Consider the following 18,949-nt stretch of genomic DNA (forward strand, 5'->3'; position numbering starts at 1 on the left):
ACTATTAAATATTTAAAACATTCGTGTTATAATAATGAAGTACTACGAAATATTGGAGGGTTTTTTGTGGAATTATTGTATACAGGTAAAACGAAAAATGTGTTTCAATTAGAAGATGGTCATTATTTATTAAAATTTAAAGATGATGTAACTGGTGAAAACGGCGTATTCGACCCAGGTGCTAATACTGTCGGATTAACAATCGACGGTGCTGGTTTAGCTGGACTTCGCTTAACTTCTTATTTCTACTCAAAACTAAACGAACAAGGTGTTCCTACTCACTATGTTGATGCAAACTTCAACGATGCAACAATGACGGTAAAGCCTGCAACTGTTTTCGGTAAAGGTTTAGAGGTCATTTGCCGCTTCAAGGCAGTAGGCTCTTTCCTACGTCGCTATGGTGCTTACGTGAAAGAAGGACAAGACTTAGATTCTTTTGTAGAAGTTACCATCAAAGATGACGATCGATTAGATCCTCCTATTTCTGAAGATGCTTTAGCAATGTTAAACCTGTTAACACACGAAGAATACGCAATTTTAAAGCAACGTACAATTGAAATTGCTAAATTTGTTGCTGCAGAGCTTGCCAAAAAAGAGTTGACACTTTATGATATTAAATTAGAATTTGGTCGCGATGCTAAAACAAACGAAATTTTATTAATAGATGAAATTTCAGGTGGTAATATGCGCGCTTACAAAGGCGAACAATACATTGAACCATTAGAACTTGAAAAAATTATGTTAGCTGAATAAAAAATCCATTCGATTAATATGCCACGTCTGACTAAATACGAATAATCAAGAAGAGTCGCTTACTTGCGGCTCTTTTTTGTTAGTAAAATAATTTTTTTCTTTCGAAACTTTCCATTGGATTATTCGTATACTATTTATACGCTTAATGTATTTATACTATTATTTTGGAGGTAATTTAATGGATGACTTTAATGAAACATCACAAGAAAGGCTAAAGGTTAATCCATTTTTGTCTATTTGGTTGCATCCAAAGAAAACAGCCCGTTACATGATAGAAGAAAAATCAATAGGCTTTGCGATTCTTCTTATGTCAATTGGTTATATTGGTGTTACACTTTCAGACCTTATTGTAGGATATCTTTTATAGACTGGTCTCCTTGGCTCATCATACTACTATGTGTTATTCTATCTCCAATTTCAGGAATAATCGGTACGGCTTTTGCTGCACTAGTCACTTGGCTGTTCGGTAAACTCTTTAAAGGAACAGCTAAGTACTCACACTTATTTAAAGGGCTAAGTTTAAATGCTATTCCTTTTATTGTACTTATTCCTTTTTATTTAATTTGGTTATTTACATCACCTGAGTCTTTAATGGATCCTAACTTCGCTGGACCTTACCCTTGGATTTTTTGGCTTGCCACTTTATTAACAATTGCGATTGGAATTTGGGCAATCGTCATTACTGTAGGGGTTGTTGCAGAGGCACATCAAATATCCAATTGGATGGCCTTCTTTACAATCTTAATTCCAAGCATTATTTTCTTTGTCTTAATCTTTATTCTGATTATTGTTCTCATTTTCGTTTTCGGTATTTTTTTCGGAACGATGTAAAAAAATCTCCCCTCTCTATATGAGAGTGGGAGATTTTTTTGATTCACTTGTATAAGTAAAGTAGATTAAACCGAAAGCACTGTATTTTGTTGGAATAGCTCCGACACACCTGACTCAACAGCTGCACCACTTACCGCTTGCGAAACGATTTCAACAACCCGCTCATCTAATGATTTAGGTACAATGTATTCCTCCGTTAATTCTTCATCACTTACAAGTGAGGCAATCGCTTCCACTGCGGCTATCTTCATCGCCTCGTTAATATCTGTTGCTCTGACATCTAATGCCCCACGGAAAATACCAGGGAAAGCAAGCACATTGTTAATTTGATTTGGATAATCTGAGCGTCCTGTCCCCATAACACGAACACCCCATGCCTTTGCGTTTTCATACGTAATTTCAGGATTTGGATTTGCTAGTGCAAACACGACTGGATTATCATTCATTGAAGCAATATGTGCTTCTGTTAATAAATTGGCAACTGATACGCCGATAAAGACATCAGCGCCTTTAAGGGCATCTTCCAATGTGCCATGTAATTTTTCTGGATTTGTTAAATGGGCAACCGTTTCTTTAATTGGGTTCATACCTTCAGCGCGACCTTCATAAATGAGACCTTTTGTATCACACATATAAATATTTTTATAGCCCATTTGCACAAGAATACGTAAAATAGCAATACCCGCTGCTCCTGCACCATTAATGACGACCTTCATCGTTGCCACATCTTTTTTCACAATACGATTGGCATTAATCATCCCTGCACCTACAACAATCGCCGTTCCATGCTGATCATCATGGAATATAGGAATATCACATTCTTGGCGCAGACGATCTTCAATTTCAAAGCACCTTGGCGCTGAGATATCTTCTAAATTTACAGCACCAAAAGTTGGAGCAAGCGCCTTCACAATGCTGACGATTTCATCCGTATTCTTCGTATCTAAACAAATAGGAAAAGCATCAACATTGGCAAAACGCTTTAATAAAATAGCCTTTCCCTCCATTACTGGTAATGCCGCCTTCGGACCAATATCTCCTAATCCTAATACCGCAGTACCATCTGAAACAACAGCCACCATATTACCTTTCATTGTATAGTCGTAAACAAGTGAAGGATTTCTTTCAATCTCAATACAAGGCGCAGCAACCCCTGGAGAATACGCAAGACTTAGATCATATGAATCTTGCACAGGTACCTTAGAAATCACCTCTAATTTTCCACTATAATACTCGTGCATTTCTAAAGCCTTTTTCATAACGTCCATTCGATCCCATCCTTTTCATCTGAATTATTATATATTCCAGAATCATAATACTTTGTGAAAGTAAAGTCAACGAATTTTCTGTCAATTTTATTTTTTCTTCGAAATAGCGCCATTTATAATCGTCTAATCAACTTTTTTATTTTGTTATTTATTTCACAATCAATTATTTTAGTATAATCTTAGCACCGATTTCCTTTTAAAAGAACGTACAATTACCGCCATTAAACCTGTTCAACTTTTCACATAGTATTTTTCTTATGTAAATGAGAAATTTTTCACAAACTAATGTAAGCGTATCCATTATTTCATCTAGATTCGTCACATTTCCTTCACATTTTTTCACAAAGTTTTTATTATGTAGATAAAAGTATTCTTTTTTTCCCTTCCTTCGATTCCTATGCAGAATTACGTTAATCAACAAAAAAGAGCCCTTATTTTAAGGACTCTTGCGTAAATTGATTTATAAATGCGGTGATAATATGCTTGGATGACCACTGTTCCCCTGATACTTTTGTAATCGGGTAATCACGAGGAAATATTGATTTAGTAATTTCTTCTTCCGAATAACCTTTATAAAATAATTGCCTTATATTACTCTCCATATCTTCTAAATAAGCAATTTTTTCTTGTATTTTCGCTCGACCATCCGCTAGAAAGCCTGCATGACAACAATACACTACCTCGAAATCATAGTTTAATATTTTCTTTAAAGAAGCCAAGGTATGTACGATATTTTCTTCATCAAGGACAACCTTAGTTTTCGTTTGTATATACAAATCACCTGTAAACATAGCACCTGTTTCTCGATTATAAAATGATACATGATCTGTCGTATGCCCTGGTGTTTCGATCACATCCCATGTAGCTGATTTTGTTTGCAATGTATCGCCTAACGGTTGGGCAATAAATGCTGGTCGCTCACCCCATAATGCCTGTCGATATAAAGGATACTCTCCATCTTGCGCACAAAGGCTCACCGAATCACGGTGAACATAGATAGGTACACTCTTATGTTGCTGAATCCATGCTGCATTTCCTGAATGATCCTCATGAGAATGAGTGAGCGCCAATTGTTCAAACGGTATTTCGTTAAAAAAGGATTGGAACTCCTGCGAAAGCGAGTATGAACCTGTATCAATTAGTAACCCATCTACAAAAAAGCTAAAAACACTCATACCAATACCATGAACTGCCACTTTACCGTGAGCACATTGCACATCACGATTTTGTTGAATCTCTATACTTTTCTCTCGTTTAAACACACTTTTTCACCCCTTTGTAAAAAAGTGTAGCACAAAATGAATAACCAGTCATTTTATGAATACATAACAACTCTCATCGATTGATGATTACTATTTAAACTCTCAGTATTAATAGAGAGACCATGGCATCGTATTTTCACTCATTAAAAAGTCCAGCTTGCTGTAGCAGGGGTACAATCCACATATATTGTTTCATAATTACTCGCTCTGGCGGGCTATCCACGATTTTGGATTTCTATCCGTCGTTTTGGCTCTTCTTTCCGCCGCTCTTGCCTTTCTATCCGTAACCTTGGCTATTACTCCCCTTTCCACTCAAAGAAAAAAACGCTCACCAAAGTGAGCGTTTCTTCTTCAATCATTTATTCATTTGTCCCTTTTTCTACATCATATTGTGTAATCCAGTCACTATAGCTGCCTACATACAGTTGAATATTTTCATAACCTTCATCTGCTAGGACTGCATACAATGGTGATGCTGTAACACCGCTGCCGCAATACACAACAACGTGCTCGTCGCGTGCAACTTTGCTGCGTAACTCATCATTGGCTTGCAAATGACCATCTGACTTTAATTGCTCCCAGTCAAAGTTTTTCGCAGTTGGAATATGCCCAGCTACCAAATCAAGAGGCTCCATCTCACCACGGTAGCGAGCTGCGGCACGTGCATCTAGCAACGTCGCTTCGACTTCTCCATCTACAATGGTTTTAACTACTTCACGTGGAGCATACAGCTCATCTCGCCAAACAAATTCAATCGTAGTCGGTGGATATTTTATAATGTCTTTTGTGAAAGATATTTTTTCCTCGAGAGCAGGTGCGCCACCATTCACAATCACTACATTTGGAAAGCCCGCATATGTCAGCATCCACCAAGCACGTGGTGCAAATGGTGCAGCTCCTTGATCGTAAACGACAATTTGATCCTCGTAGTTTAATCCTAATCCTTGAAATACTGCCGATAGCTTTTCCTTATTTGGCATAGGATGGCGACCATCGCTGGACCCCATATCTGATAGATCCTGCTCTAGATCGATATAAATTGCTCCTGGTGCATGACCCTCTTCAAATATTTTATAACCTGCCTCTTTTTTTTGTAAATCAAAACGAGCATCTACGAAACGGACTCCATCTAACTGAATTTCCTCAACTGATTTGAATACTTTTCCCAAATGAATCACCTCATGCGTATTGTAATTGAGCGTAAATAGATTTCCAAGAAGCTAATCGACTTTCTTCCTGAAGTGCAAGTCTTTCCGTTGCAATCTGTTCAAGTGCCTGATGGTAAATGTGTAGACGTAATTTCTCCGCTTCCTCAGCAATATAGGTAATAGCCCATGTCATGAGAGATACTTTCTGTGAATCTAAATAATCTTGCGCATCTGGTTTTGTTAATACCTCTAGTGCCTCACTTAGCTTCACTTTTTCATTCTTCTCAAAGAATGCCTTTGGATTGCGGAAGTGTGATTTCACACCTGAATATTTCGTGATATCTGTAAATGGTCCTTCAAAATCAAGTAAATCTGGCTCAGAAGATTCAAACGCTAAGAATGAGAAGCTACGGTTTAATTCTTTGAGCTCACGTACCTCATCTTTAAAGCGCAGTTGCATCTTCTTACTAATAAACTGTGATAAACGGAAGTTTGTTACACGCATTTCTTGTGTAAAGTCAAATCGTAAACTTTGCATTACTTCCTTTAAAGCATGTTCTAATGCTTGCTGAGCTGGCATTGCTGCAAATGTTGACGGATTGTAGCCTTCCTTAAAGAACTCTGGGTAACGATAATATACACGTTGAAGAACATAATACAGTAATTCATCAAGTTCTTGCTTCGTTTCACTTTCTAACATACTTGTATTAAGCGAATTAAACTTCGATTTTATATGCTGTTCAAGAGTTGTTAATTCTTCTAAACGCTCATCCTTACGCTTTAAGTTGTCTTCTGTTTGTGCAATTAAGTCACCTAAACGTTGTTCCGTTTTATCGACTTCCTCTGCGAGTGCCTGAACAGCCAATGCACTTAATTCATCATTTAAGAATGTGTGGAAGTCTTCTTCGAAAGGTGGCATACCTGATGTTAAATCAGCACCCTCTACTTTTTCTTTTAATGCCAATAAGCTTGACACACCGTACAGTCGAGGGAAACGAATACCAAAGCGTTGTAGCTCTGAACGGACATAGCCTTTTACATCTTCCTGTTCTTCTTCTGTAGTCGCTAAATCAATTGCATTGACGATAAAGAACATCTTATCAAGTTCAAAAGCATCCTTCACACGCCCTAGCTGGATTAAAAACTCACGGTCAGCTTTAGCAAAAGCATGATTATAATAAGTAATAAACAAGATTGCATCAGCATTACGAATATATTCAAACGCAACACCTGTATGACGCGCATTAATAGAATCTGCTCCTGGTGTGTCAACAAGTGTCACACCCATGCGTGTTAACGGACTATCATAATAGAAATCAATATTATCGACAAAGCATGATTTATTTTCCTGCGCCACAAATTTTTCGAACTCTTCACGGTTAACACGTAATACTTTTCCAAGCTCAGACTTAAATGTTGGGAATCCTTCTTTATATGCTCGAATAAATGATTTATGCACATTTAAGCGTTCATCTGATAGTTGGACCGCAAGTCCCTCATCTGCACGATTAAACGCTTCTTCTAAAGAAGAAACCGATAAACCAACTGCTGCATATGAAGCTTGAATATCCTCTAGCATTTGGTCAGCTGTTTTTAACAATACATCTGCTGTTTCATGCGGATGCTCTGGTGTCACAGGACGAATTTTATTAATAGCTGCTGTTGTAGGGTTTGGTGATACAGGTAAAACTTTGGCACCCATTAACGCATTAGAGAACGAGGATTTCCCTGCACTAAATGCACCGAACAGCGCGATTGTGAAATCCTTTTTCTGTAATCGTTCTACTTTATTTTCTAAGTAAGTTGCTACTTCAGCAAAGCCTTGTACGTCTTTTACAGCATTTGCCGTATGAAGTGCACGCTTAACTACACCTTCAATTGGAAGGCTAGTTGCACTAATTGCTTGCTGAGCCTCTTCTTGTTGTAACACTACCTCTTTTGGCTTTAACATCGATTCATCAAATAATCGAATATCAGCTAAATCTTGCTTAAAGGCATGATCCCAATTTGTAAGCTGTTGATTTGCTAGTTGACGTATTTCATTGCTTGCCTGATGCATAATACTTGCACTATATTCCTGATAGCCCTCAATTTCAAGTACTGCCTGAATGGCATCAACTTTCTCCTGCATCCCTGCCATTTTTAATTTAGATGGAGCAGCTGTTTCAGTAGCCACCGCTTCTAAAGTTGTTGCTTGCGCATCCTTCCAATTATCTGTTTCCTGGATGAAGTAGCGTTTTGTTGCCTCTGCCACACGGTTTGCGAAGTTTAGAACGGCATCTCCAGTTAATATAGCACCAACTTGTATCTGCTGCTCAATAAGTGAGAATGGTAATTCAAAGGCATAGGCATCAATAGCTGTAGCACGTTCTTCATTTAATGCACCAACATCCTTTAACACCTTTTTCATTAGCCCTTTTAAATGTCCAGTAATCTGTGCATGTACAACATTTTGATAGGCAATATAGGCATCCTCTTTACGGCGGTTACGCTCTTCCTCTGTTTTTTTCTTAGCGGTAAATAAGCCCCCTACCTTGAAACCATCCTGCTGGCTCTCTAAATACAGACGTAGTTTATCACGTAAATCTGCTGGCATAATGGCTGCATTCGCAAGTAGTTCTTTACGTTGCTCTTCGAACGTTTCATTCCATGCTTCGACCGAGAACAATTCAACTTGACGATTTAACTTATTGTACTGCTCTAAAATATCTTTATGGTTTGCCCAGTCATCGGCACTTAATACATCTTCATCGATGTCTAAACTATCTTGTCTTTCTTCCGTTAAATAATTATCATGCTCACTTTGTAATAAACGCAGCGTATTTGATGAAGTCTGTACTAGTTGATCCTGCCAATCGTTCATACTATCCATAACGATTTTCTTTACAGCCTCAAAATCGTTATATGGGAGCTCAGGCTCTCTTAATGAAGTGAAAAATATGCCCTTTGGTACAACTCCCCAAGCTGCAAAGGAGTTGTGAACTGTTGCTTTAAAATCCTCAAAGCTTAATTCATTATCATTATGCTTATCAATCATGTTAACGATTAAATAAACGTTTGGATTGTATTTCATTAATTGCTTTGTAAATTGAAAATTCAATTCCGATTGCACGTGATTGTAGTCCATTGTATAAAATACGATATCAGCAATATGAAGGGCTGACTCTGTGGACATTCGGTGTGCATCATCTGTCGAGTCGACACCTGGTGTATCCATAACTGTAACGCCTAGTGGTAATGTCGATGTGCTATGACCAATTTCAATTTGTGACACTAGATCCCCATTTTTACTAAGCTCTTTAACTGTTTTAAAATCATAGCCTGCTTCAAATTTTACAGGCTTTTCATTGTGCATATAGACAACCGCAAAGTCTTCATCTGATTTATGGACTTTGACGATATTGGCACTCGTTGGAATAGGGCTTGCCGCAAGTAAATCTTCACCTGATAATGCGTTAATCATACTCGACTTACCAGCAGAGAAATGGCCTGCAAAGCCAATAACATATTCTTTTTGCTGTATTTTACGTGCAAAAAGTGATGTCTTATCCATACGCTCTGTATCACCATTATGCTGATAAATTATGTATTGTAACGACGCTTGCTTTAATAGCGCCTCCAACTGTTGTTCAAAATCATTCATAAAAACCAGTAACCCCTTTATTCATATTAATCAATTTCGCCTTGGCGTAATTGCGTCCGGATTTTGAATTGTGCGAGCACAATTCATTCCTTTAAAAATCCGTGACATCCGCCGGAGGCATTAGGCCAACACGATGTTGGTCACTCAGTCGTTGCCACAGGACGTGGCGTTCTTAGACTGAGTTCTTCTATTTAGTCTTGTTTGGAAAGGAACTATATCCGCATTCATCTTACCACTTCAGAGGAAGTAGTTTTTATGAATGAAGATAGTCATAAATAATATTCTACCTTATTCGACACGCAATGTATAACACTAATTTACTTTGAAAAGCATAGATATCGGGGTTTCAGACGCCATATTCATCCATATCGTCCTGTTTAACAAATAAATTAAAGCATTATTTGGGCTCACTATCAAAACGTGGGGTTTGTTTCCGATCCGACTGGGCGCTTTTATCACTGCCGCTTCACTTCGCGCAGAGCAGAGCTTCCTATGGGCGTCGGGCCAACAGATGTCTTTTGCGCGAAAGCGTAGTGTTAACGTAGCTGCAGCAAAGTGTTTTTGTCTGTGCGAAAGCGTAGTGCAACGTAGCGACAGCAACAGCACCGATGTTGGTCACGAAGGTGTTATCACAGGATGTGATGGTTTCAGCCTTCGTTCCTCTATTGCTGGTCCCCAAGGAGTCGCCCAGTCGGAACGAAGATCAACTTATGTATTGCATACGTTTTAACAAATGTCATCATCCTTAATTTGATAGGCTATTATTTTTCTAATAAACTACTAATTTCTATTGCAAAATAGATGCACAACTATGCAAATAATAATTTTCTTCATATTTTAAGGTAAAGAAAATTTAGTTTGGTGTTTCACGGCCCTCTCTATGTTGCTTTGCGTAAACTAGCCCTTCATACATAATATGATTGCATAAAGATAAATAAATATTATTCATATAAAAAAAGCATAATCCCAAAATTACTCGGACCATGCTCTACTAGTATGAATATTATCATTATCGATATTCTCTTATTTTAAATGTGCAGTCGCCTGTTTCATGACGTGTTTCCCCACTCCAATATAAATAAGCACTGTCGCTCCAATGAATACGAATGTCATCGCTAACCGCTCCTTTTTAATAAAAATTTGTATTTAAAAATAGACTGAAACGTCAATTCATTGATTTTGAAAATCATTCTCATTAATATAATATAAATTTCCCACTAATTCGTCAAGACATACTTTCATCTTACCCATTTAACATGGTAAGATGTAGAAAAGTCGGAAAAAGGATGCGGTAATGATGAGTAATTCGAAGCACTTTCAAACTATTTTAAACGGGACAATTCACGCTTTAAAATCGATTCTACCTATGGATATAGAGGTGAAAACGCCTAGTATTATTTCTGAACCATTTCAACAACAGCAAATGGGTGTTTTAATTGGTTTAATAGGAGATTTAAAGGGCCGTGTAATCATTGATTCCTCTCCTGAAATATTTAGTGGCATCGGTAATACTATGTTTGGTATGCCTCTTGAGGGGGAAATGTTGGAATCCTTCACAGGGGAATTTGGAAATATGATTGCAGGAAATTTATGTACAACCGTAGGACAAGAAAGCTTAGAAATCGATATCACACCGCCAACAGTAATGGTTGGCAATACAAAGTTATACGGCTTTGATAAGGCATTTATACTCCCTGTTACAATTCCAAACCTTGGTGCACTGAAAGTTCTTTTAACAATTGAAGAAGAATAGAGTTTTCTAGAATACCAGACTGTACCAAATGATATATCCTATGCCAATACATTTAACATTTATGATCGAGCTTTTGTCATTCGCATTAAGTAACAGTGGATGCCCCATAAGGCTCAGGTCTAAATTTCAAATAGTAAAATTTCTTGAAAAATAAGAAATTTTAATAAAAATTACCCCAATTTCAACGCATAAGTGGCCATCTCAATGACTATTGAGGTGGCTATTTTTTATTCCCCCCTCAATTTTTCACATATATTTCACAAATCCCAGCAAGATGTGTGATTTTTTTCACATCAAAATGAAATTTATTTAGATATCATGGCAATTAGAAAGACACAATAAAAGCGTAGGAGGAGCAAAAATGGCAAATAAAAAAAAGTCAGATGAGAATTTAAAAGGTTCACTCTATGCAGTATTTGGAGTAGGAATCATTATTATCTTACTTTGGGTGTACTGCTTCGATTTGTTCATGAATCGTTTTTAACTTCTTTCAGCGGGTTTCCACTGAAAGAAATTAAAGCCTCCGGCGGATGACACGGAATCGGAAAGGAGTTCAATATAGGATGTTAGCCTAAGATCATCGCATCCATGCGATAACGGCTAACTGACATGCATCGGTGCTGCTGCCGCTACGCTTTCGCGCAAAAGACATCTGCAGGCCTAAGCACAAAACCGATTCCGGACGCAATTATGCCAAGGCATAATTGATTCTACTAAGAAAGGACAGAGACATATGCACTTACATAAGTATGAAAAATATTGGCTTGTGTTTGGAGTTGCTACTTTAGTAGCATTCCTTATCATTCTCGGCATCGGTGCATTCCATCAAGGCTCACATCCGAACAATGGTAAAAAAACACTAGATTATGAGAAAGTAAAAGAATTTGCCCCCTTCGATAATCCTGGTGTTCATAAAGTAGAAGGTAAGGATTGGGATTATGAAGTGGTTGTTTTAGCATCAGCATTTAATTACAATCCTCCAGAAATTGAAGTTCCACTAGGAGCTAAGGTGAAATTTATCGCAACAAGTGCAGATGTAATGCACGGTTTTGAAGTTGCAGGTACAAATATTAATATGATGCTTGAACCAGGTTACGTTTCTGAATATGTAACTACAGTAAATAAAGAAGGAGAGTTTTTAATCGTATGTAATGAATACTGTGGTACAGGACATACGATGATGCACTCTATGCTAAAGGTGGTGAAGCCAAATGAGTCTAAATAATAATTTGACAAAAGTGGATCGTCGTGATGCGAAGCTAGCGATGGCACATATTTATGTGGCATTCATCGCATTGTTATTAGGAGGTCTCGCAGGTTTATTACAAGTTTTTGTTCGTTCTGGTCAATTTACATTACCAGCAGGCATTGGTTACTATCAAGTTTTAACTGTACATGGCGTTTTACTCGGTCTTATTTTAACAACTTTCTTTATTTTTGGTTTCCAAATCGCCAGTGTTAGCCGTACGTCAGGGACTTTTACAGCTGGTCAACGTCGCCTTGGCTGGATTGGCTTCTGGTTAATGACTATCGGTACAGCAGCTGCTGCAATAATGGTTCTACTTAACGAAGCATCTGTTTTATATACGTTCTATGCTCCACTAAAAGCTCACTGGATATTCTATTTTGGCCTTACATTAGTCGTTGTTGGTTCTTGGGTTGGCGGCGCTGGCCAAATTTTACGATATGCACAGTGGCGTAAAGAAAACAAAGGAAGCGGACAACGAAGCCCACTTCTATCATTTATGGTTGTTGTCAATAATTTAATGTGGTTCGTAGCAACTCTAGGTGTAGCTGTTTCTGTTCTATTCCAGCTACTTCCATGGTCCTTAGGCTTTATCGAGCGTGTTGACGTAGCACTATCCCGTACATTATTCTGGTATTTTGGCCATGCTCTTGTGTACTTCTGGTTACTACCAGCTTACATGATTTGGTATGTCATTATTCCGAAGGTTATTGGCGGAAAAATTTTCTCTGATTCTTTAGCAAGACTTTCATTTATGCTATTCTTAATTTTCTCTGTTCCAGTTGGGATTCATCACCAATTAACAGAGCCAGGTATTACTGGCACATGGAAATTCATACAAGTTGTTTTAACATTTGCCGTAATCGTACCATCCTTAATGACTGCCTTCTCGATGTTTGCAATGTTTGAATTACGTGGTCGTGAATTAGGTGGCAAAGGACTTTACGGCTGGTTTAAAAAATTACCTTGGAAAGATGCTCGTTTCTTCGTGCCATTTATCGGTATGGTAGCATTTATTCCTGGTGGCGCAGGCGGTATCATCAATGCTTCTTACCAAATGAACCAATTAATCCATAATACCATTTGGGTTACAGGACATTTCCATTTAACAATTGCAACAACAGTCGTATTAACTTATTTCAGTGCGGCATTTTGGTTAATTCCACATTTAACAGGTCGCACACTGACTAAACCTTTAAACAATCTTGGTAATTTTGCAGCTGTTTTATGGGCTACTGGTATGACAATTATGTCTACAGCTATGCATATCGCTGGTCTAATCGGTGCACCTCGTCGATCCGATTACTCTGAGTATGGCGGTGCTCAACAAGCTTATGATTGGATTCCTTATCAAATCGCACAAGCTGTTGGTGGCACAATCCTATTCATCGCTATCTTACTCATAATTTATATTGTGGTGAAATTAGCATGGTTTGCACCAAAAGGCGAAGAGGAATTCCCAGTTGGTGAAGTACATGAAAACGGTGGTACGACACCAGCTATCTTAGAGAACTTCAAAGTATGGCTTGTTATTTTAGTAGCATTAATTTTATTTGCTTATACTATTCCAATTATCGATATTATTTCTAACTCCCCTCCTGGCTCTAAAGGCTATAAGCTTTGGTAACAATGTTTTGCATCTTCATAAAAAAGCGATTTCTCTAGCTGAGAAATCGCTTTTTACTTTGCTGAAAAAAAATGCAATAAAGGTGTCATAATAAAGTATAGCTTTTCAGCAAAAACGAGTGGTTGATTTCAGTTCCGACTGGGCGCTTTCCTGGAGGCGTCGGGCTTCTACTCGTTCTCATCTTTCCACTTGAGGTGAGCGTCTTACTGACCGTAAATGCGGGATAAATTCGTGAAGGAACCTTACTCAGCACATTCACTTTACTTCTTTCATAAATTCTCTGAAGTTTTCAACGATTTCCTTTGATCTGGTATGGTGTAAATAATGTCCTCCTTCAAATGTTATCACTTTTCCATGTACAGAATCTTTGACTTGCTCTTCATGCAGTGGTATCCATCCTTCCGTTTCGGTATCATTCGCTTGTAAAAAGAAAATAACAGGAAGATTCTTGGGGAAGGTCAAGTTTTCAGCAGCTTTAAAATTAGGGTTAAAATGTTCGCCTTCACTTAGGGTGTTCGGATTAAACATGTTTTTGAGTGTAAGGATTTTGATTTGTTCTCTTGTTTCATCATCTACAGTTGGTGCAATCAATTGGTCAGGGCTCAGTTTCATTAACAATCGTAGGAAACCTGATTTTTTGAGCAGTTTATATGTTCCTGATGGGAATGGATCATCCGTACCACCCTGCGTTGGAACACTGCTATCGATCCCGACAAATGCACTTACTTCGTTTTCATATTTATTCACATAATCCAGGCCGTAAATGCCTGAAATGGAGTGGCCCATTAGAATATATCGGTCAATGTTTAGACTCTGCAATGCTTCATGAATTTCATTTACCATATTCTCCAGGATTCGTTCCTTTTCCGTTACATCACTTAGTCCATAACCAAAAGGCTCGATCACGATGACCTTGTAATAAGGAGACAACTCTTTCACTAACGGCTCAAAATCAAGTGCTGGAGCCGCTGTTCCATAACCAGGTAGGAGCACGACGGTTTCTTCGCCTTCTCCTTGAATTAACACATTCATATTTTTTCCGTCTACTGTTACAGACTGACCATAAGATTCTATTTTTCTTTGCTCCGATTTGTTGCTAACCTTATTCACTATAAAAACGATAGCTAGAAAAAGTACTATTGCTATAGCTAAAACTCCTAATAATTTAACTATAATGTTAAACGCTTTTTTCATTTTTTTTGCACGAGTGGTGTAGAGCGGCAATTGTAGCTCGTTTTCTACCTGTACTCGTGCCTCCCCTCCCTTTTCATTCTCTATTCGTATCTTCTATCCACATCAGTGTATTCCGGCTACCTTCACAAACCATTAAGAACAGCTTATATAAAGAAGATGTACCCCCTATGACAATAATATGAACAGAGTATGAACAAGAAAAAAATGCTACGGTAGGCAATATGAATTTCGAACGGGTTCGCTTTGATAAATAAAAAGTGAAAAAACCGTCCTAAAGGGCGGTCTTTATATCACTTTGATGTATGCATAAAGTGAAACTCCTATCAGTGGGGGTTTTCTTCATCCTACATTGATTGTTAGTTGAACCAATCGGGCTTTTACGCTCCGTTGATCGCCCACCTAATTGACTCATTTACATCTTTCCACTTGAGGCAGGCGTCTTACTGACCGTTTTAATGTGGGATAATATCAGGGACCTTTCTCGCACTCACTTTAATTCTTTCATAAATTCTCTAAAGTTTTCAGCGATTTCTTTGAATTTACTATGGTGTAAATAATGTGATCCATCCAATGTTATTACTTTTCCAAACATTGACTCTTTAGCTTGCTCTTCATGCAGTGATACCCAATTTTCCCTGTCCGTATTATTTGCTTGTACATATAAAAGAAGCGGAAGATCTTTAGGGAATGTTAAATTTTGAGCATTTTTAAAATTAGAAGAAATATGTTCCATCTCATTCAAGGTAGTGGCATTATACGAGTTTTTATTTGAAATCATTTTCATTTGCTCTTTGGCTTGATCATCAAATACTAGTTCAGCATAGGGGTCTGTACCTACTTTCTTGATTAATCTCAAAAGACCTGATTTTTCGAGAAACGCGAATGTTTTTAATGGAAATTTGACATCCATACCGCCTTGTGTAGAAACACTAGTATCAATGCCTACAAATGCACTCACTTCGTTTGGATATTTTTTGACATAATCAAGGCCATAGATACCTGCAATGGAGTGGCCCATTAGCGTAAAATGGTCAATATTAAGCTGCTGTAAAGCTTCATGCATTTCACTGACAATATTCTCAGTGCTTCGTTCTTTATCGGTTTCATCACTTAATCCATATCCGAAAGGCTCAATCGCGACAACTTTGTAAAATGGAGATAATTCATCGATGAGCAGCTTAAAATCAAGTGCTGGTGCCGCTGTTCCATAGCCAGGTAGGAGCACGATGGTTTCTTCACCTTCTCCTTGAATTAACACATTCATATTTTTTCCGTCTACTGTTACAGACTGACCATAAGTTTCTATTTTTTCTTGCTCCGATTTGTTACAGACAATATTAACAATAAAAACAATGACCAGAAAAAGTACTATTGCAATAGCTATAACTCCTATTGCTTTAAGTATAAAGATAAGTGGTTTACCCATCCTCATTTTCATTACCTCTTCTTTTAGTTTCACTCTCATCTTCTCCTTTTCTTATCTATTTACTAGACATCTTATATGGGTCATTAAGGATAGCTTATAGGACGAAGATGTACTCCCTATGACAACAATATGAACGGAATATGAACAAACAAAAAAAGTTACGGCGTCACATGCAAGAAAGTTTGCATATGACGCCATAACATGGGAAATACGAGGACGTTTAAATAATTCGAATGTACAACATGAATCTAATTACTCTGCTGGTGTTGTGATTGGCAACGTGACAGTGACAGTCGTTCCTCGGCCAGGCACGCTTTCCACTCGGATGTCGCCTTGATGAAGCGATACGATCTGTTTAACGATGGCGAGTCCCATACCACTGCCATCATACTTACGACTATGGGAACGATCAGCTTTAAAAAACCGCTCAAATATACGCTTCTGATCCTCTAAGGAAATACCAATGCCAGTGTCGGATACTCGGACTGTCACATTTTTGATATCTTGTTTGATGCTAATGTTAATAACTCCGCCATCTTTGGAAAATTTGATACTATTGCCGATTATGTTCGTCCATACTTGGTTTAATTGATCATGATCAGCCATTAGGCGAACAGCGTTCAAATTGAGCTCGAAACGGATGTTGCGAGCCGACCATTGCGGCTGGATAGCGACGATGACTCGTCTGATCTGTTCATCAAGGCTGAACGTGACCAGCCGCAGTTGCTGTGACTGCGATTCAAGCAAACTCAGCTTTAGCAGGCTATCACTCAGCTTGGACATCCGATCTGCTTCAGCAATGATAATATCGAGATAACGGGTCCGCTCGTTATCTGCGAGGTTTACTTGCTTGAGCGCTAAAGCATAACCGGATATCGAGGTAAGCGGCGACTGAACTTCATGCGACACATTCGATACGAAATCCCTACGCATCTGCTCAAGTTGCTGTAGATCGTGCATCATTTCTTCGAAGCTGCGAGCTAAAGTACCTAGCTCACCCTTTTGCTTAATATTCAGCTTAACGTTAAAATCTCCACCTGCTATATGTCTAGTCGCTTTTGTCAGCTTTTTGATTGGTTTGACTAGGAACATGGCAGCAACCAGAATCAATAGGCTTCCTGCTATCAACGAATAGGTTGAAAAGTTCAAAATCCACTTTATTACAAAAGAGGTGGAAGGGAGGGAGATCGGTTCTACAAACATCGCTTTCGTTCCCATTTCAGTTGTCAACGGCATCCCTAAGAGAACAGTAGAAACACCACTCGGATTGACTTGAACAATTTCCCCACCCAGTACTTTTGTCACCTGTTCCATCGTCACAGTGGCAGGTTTGTCTCCATTAAGCGCTCCATAAGACTGGAACTGACCCGTTTCTTCATAAATTCGAATGTGATAGGATTTGAGCTGATTCATTCCACTTACGAATGTGTTCGCTTCACTTAACGGTAATGTCTCATAAATCCGGGCGATGTCCTGACCAAAGTTAAGTAAGGGGATTTGCAGGTTCTCGTTTAATTTATCTTCAAATACCCAAGTTGCTACAAAAAAAGCAATGATCGTGCCCCCGATTACGGAGACTAGAAATATCAGGACTACGCGTGTATATAAAGATTTGATCATTCGTGCACCTCAAGGCGGTAACCAAGCCCACGTACCGTTTCGATACGAAAATCGGCTGTAGTCGCGAATCGTTCGCGCAAGCGTTTAATATGTACGTCTATCGTTCGATCATCTCCAGCGTAATCAATCCCCCAAATTTGATCGATCAACTGCACTCGCGTATAGACTTGCCCCGGTGTTCCGGCGAGCTTATAAAGTAATTCGAACTCCTTGAGCGGTAACGTGAGCGACTCCGTCCCCCTCATCACCTTATAGGTCTGTCGATCAAGGATGACGTTGCCGAACTGGATTTTCTGCGTGGAGCCAATTCGGAATCGTTTCAATAGTGCCTTAACACGAACCGACAACTCCAACGGATCGAATGGTTTAGTCAAATAATCATCCGCTCCAAGTTCAAATCCTTTCACTTTTTCCCATGTTTCGCCCCTTGCAGTCAGCATAAGTAACGGAAGATCAGGATTGGCCCTTCGGAGCTCCTTGCATAACGTCCAACCATCCATAATCGGCATCATAATGTCGAGCACGACAAGATCGACTTGCGTTGATGTGTAGATGGCCAGTGCTTCCTTGCCGTCCGCGGCTTCGACTGTAGCGAATCCGTCGTTGCGTAGAAATAAACAGACGAGTTCGCGAATGTTCGCGTCGTCGTCAGCAACCAGTATAGTAGGCATCCGTTCCCTCTTTTCCATCGAATTATTGAAATAATCATTATACTATAAATTAAATTGAATTACCCCTATTCTTCCTATAATTAAGGACTGGAATATCATTAAATGCACCCTCGTTACGTGATAATTCCAAGATAACTACTACAACTTATGATATCGACATTTATGCAGCGCTACTGAAGAAGAACAAAAGCGCTAAAGTGCCTCTGTCCACGTCCCAAGTGTAAACAATTCACTTGCATAAGACCCACACTTATAGCTAAAATTTTACAGGAACAGGGTTTTGCCTGAACGAAAGTGAGTAGCCTGGAACAAAAATCACATTCATTGAAAGCGACACAACATTCATAGCAATTTTCTTGACCATTTTGCTTTTAGAAAAGCGATTTCTCTGTTACGAGAAATCGCTTTGGGCTTTAGAGCTGATACAGCTTCGTATACTTTTCTTGTAAATAGTTTGCTAAATATTTAGCGTTTAAGCCTTCACCAGTCGCTTCTTGTAACAGTTCG

General features: G+C 38.6%; 15 protein-coding genes. 7 read left to right on the forward strand and 8 right to left on the reverse strand.

The window, feature by feature from the left end:
* Nucleotides 1–66: 66 nt before the first annotated feature.
* The 3 genes from ACQKMV_RS15105 (at nt 67) to ACQKMV_RS15115 (ending at nt 1,584) form a co-directional block, all read left to right on the forward strand.
* On the forward strand, nt 67–753 hold the full coding sequence (locus ACQKMV_RS15105) for a phosphoribosylaminoimidazolesuccinocarboxamide synthase (protein WP_427504929.1): 687 nt from the start codon (nt 67–69) through the stop codon (nt 751–753).
* Nucleotides 754–931: 178 nt separating this feature from the next.
* Nucleotides 932–1,120 carry a hypothetical protein gene (locus ACQKMV_RS15110; protein WP_427504953.1) on the forward strand — a complete coding sequence of 63 codons (189 nt, stop codon included), beginning with the start codon at nt 932–934 and terminating at the stop codon, nt 1,118–1,120.
* The gene (locus tag ACQKMV_RS15115) at nt 1,117–1,584 is read left to right on the forward strand and encodes a YIP1 family protein (RefSeq protein WP_427504949.1); all 468 of its coding nucleotides are present in this window, start codon (nt 1,117–1,119) and stop codon (nt 1,582–1,584) included. The genes ACQKMV_RS15110 and ACQKMV_RS15115 overlap by 4 nt, the downstream gene beginning before the upstream one ends.
* Nucleotides 1,585–1,649: 65 nt before the next feature.
* Here ACQKMV_RS15115 and ACQKMV_RS15120 read toward each other — a convergent pair whose 3' ends face one another.
* The 4 genes from ACQKMV_RS15120 to ACQKMV_RS15135 form a co-directional block, all read right to left on the reverse strand.
* On the reverse strand, nt 1,650–2,852 hold the full coding sequence (locus tag ACQKMV_RS15120) for an NAD(P)-dependent malic enzyme (RefSeq protein WP_427504931.1): 1,203 nt from the start codon (nt 2,850–2,852) through the stop codon (nt 1,650–1,652).
* A gap of 431 nt (nt 2,853–3,283) precedes the next feature.
* On the reverse strand, nt 3,284–4,114 hold the full coding sequence (locus tag ACQKMV_RS15125) for an MBL fold metallo-hydrolase (protein WP_427504932.1): 831 nt from the start codon (nt 4,112–4,114) through the stop codon (nt 3,284–3,286).
* A 359-nt stretch (nt 4,115–4,473) separates the two neighbouring features.
* On the reverse strand, nt 4,474–5,283 hold the full coding sequence (locus ACQKMV_RS15130; protein ID WP_427504933.1) for a sulfurtransferase: 810 nt from the start codon (nt 5,281–5,283) through the stop codon (nt 4,474–4,476).
* A 10-nt stretch (nt 5,284–5,293) separates the two neighbouring features.
* Complete coding sequence (locus tag ACQKMV_RS15135; RefSeq protein ID WP_427504934.1) at nt 5,294–8,905, reverse strand: dynamin family protein; 3,612 nt, start codon at nt 8,903–8,905, stop codon at nt 5,294–5,296.
* Between the two features lie 1,297 nt (nt 8,906–10,202).
* Between ACQKMV_RS15135 and ACQKMV_RS15140 the strand changes: the two genes are divergently transcribed.
* From ACQKMV_RS15140 to ACQKMV_RS15155, 4 genes are all read left to right on the forward strand, one after another.
* Nucleotides 10,203–10,658: a chemotaxis protein CheX gene (locus ACQKMV_RS15140; RefSeq protein ID WP_427504936.1), complete on the forward strand. Its 456-nt coding sequence runs from the start codon at nt 10,203–10,205 to the stop codon at nt 10,656–10,658.
* Between the two features lie 361 nt (nt 10,659–11,019).
* Nucleotides 11,020–11,142 (forward strand): hypothetical protein, encoded by a 123-nt coding sequence (locus ACQKMV_RS15145; RefSeq protein WP_268636764.1) that lies wholly within the window; start codon nt 11,020–11,022, stop codon nt 11,140–11,142.
* A 249-nt stretch (nt 11,143–11,391) separates the two neighbouring features.
* A complete protein-coding gene (locus ACQKMV_RS15150) occupies nt 11,392–11,883 on the forward strand; it encodes a cytochrome c oxidase subunit II (RefSeq protein ID WP_427504938.1) in 492 nt (163 codons plus the stop codon).
* Nucleotides 11,870–13,531: a b(o/a)3-type cytochrome-c oxidase subunit 1 gene (locus tag ACQKMV_RS15155; RefSeq protein ID WP_427504939.1), complete on the forward strand. Its 1,662-nt coding sequence runs from the start codon at nt 11,870–11,872 to the stop codon at nt 13,529–13,531. Before ACQKMV_RS15150 ends, ACQKMV_RS15155 begins: the two co-directional genes overlap by 14 nt.
* A gap of 255 nt (nt 13,532–13,786) precedes the next feature.
* On the opposite strand, the gene ACQKMV_RS15160 is transcribed toward ACQKMV_RS15155, so the two are convergent.
* The 4 genes from ACQKMV_RS15160 to ACQKMV_RS15175 all read right to left on the reverse strand — a co-directional run bounded on the left by ACQKMV_RS15160 (nt 13,787) and on the right by ACQKMV_RS15175 (nt 18,442).
* Complete coding sequence (locus ACQKMV_RS15160; protein WP_427504940.1) at nt 13,787–14,725, reverse strand: alpha/beta fold hydrolase; 939 nt, start codon at nt 14,723–14,725, stop codon at nt 13,787–13,789.
* Between the two features lie 487 nt (nt 14,726–15,212).
* Nucleotides 15,213–16,163, reverse strand: coding sequence for an alpha/beta fold hydrolase (locus ACQKMV_RS15165; RefSeq protein ID WP_427504951.1), 951 nt, complete (start codon nt 16,161–16,163; stop codon nt 15,213–15,215).
* Nucleotides 16,164–16,403: 240 nt separating this feature from the next.
* A complete protein-coding gene (locus ACQKMV_RS15170; protein WP_427504942.1) occupies nt 16,404–17,771 on the reverse strand; it encodes a sensor histidine kinase in 1,368 nt (455 codons plus the stop codon).
* A complete protein-coding gene (locus ACQKMV_RS15175) occupies nt 17,768–18,442 on the reverse strand; it encodes a response regulator transcription factor (RefSeq protein ID WP_049666553.1) in 675 nt (224 codons plus the stop codon). Before ACQKMV_RS15175 ends, ACQKMV_RS15170 begins: the two co-directional genes overlap by 4 nt.
* Nucleotides 18,443–18,949 lie beyond the last annotated feature (507 nt).

Source organism: Lysinibacillus sp. NPDC094403 (assembly GCF_050278745.1).
Taxonomy (GTDB): Bacteria; Bacillota; Bacilli; order Bacillales_A; family Planococcaceae; genus Lysinibacillus.

Coding starts and splice junctions, on each gene's coding strand:
- ACQKMV_RS15150 (WP_427504938.1), top strand. CDS start 11,392: ATGCACTTACATAAGTATGAAAAATATTGGCTTGTGTTTGGAGTTGCT.
- ACQKMV_RS15175 (WP_049666553.1), bottom strand. CDS start 18,442: ATGCCTACTATACTGGTTGCTGACGACGACGCGAACATTCGCGAACTC.
- ACQKMV_RS15155 (WP_427504939.1), top strand. CDS start 11,870: ATGAGTCTAAATAATAATTTGACAAAAGTGGATCGTCGTGATGCGAAG.
- ACQKMV_RS15135 (WP_427504934.1), bottom strand. CDS start 8,905: ATGAATGATTTTGAACAACAGTTGGAGGCGCTATTAAAGCAAGCGTCG.
- ACQKMV_RS15120 (WP_427504931.1), bottom strand. CDS start 2,852: ATGGACGTTATGAAAAAGGCTTTAGAAATGCACGAGTATTATAGTGGA.
- ACQKMV_RS15160 (WP_427504940.1), bottom strand. CDS start 14,725: ATGAAAAAAGCGTTTAACATTATAGTTAAATTATTAGGAGTTTTAGCT.
- ACQKMV_RS15170 (WP_427504942.1), bottom strand. CDS start 17,771: ATGATCAAATCTTTATATACACGCGTAGTCCTGATATTTCTAGTCTCC.
- ACQKMV_RS15110 (WP_427504953.1), top strand. CDS start 932: ATGGATGACTTTAATGAAACATCACAAGAAAGGCTAAAGGTTAATCCA.
- ACQKMV_RS15165 (WP_427504951.1), bottom strand. CDS start 16,163: ATGAAAATGAGGATGGGTAAACCACTTATCTTTATACTTAAAGCAATA.
- ACQKMV_RS15145 (WP_268636764.1), top strand. CDS start 11,020: ATGGCAAATAAAAAAAAGTCAGATGAGAATTTAAAAGGTTCACTCTAT.
- ACQKMV_RS15140 (WP_427504936.1), top strand. CDS start 10,203: ATGAGTAATTCGAAGCACTTTCAAACTATTTTAAACGGGACAATTCAC.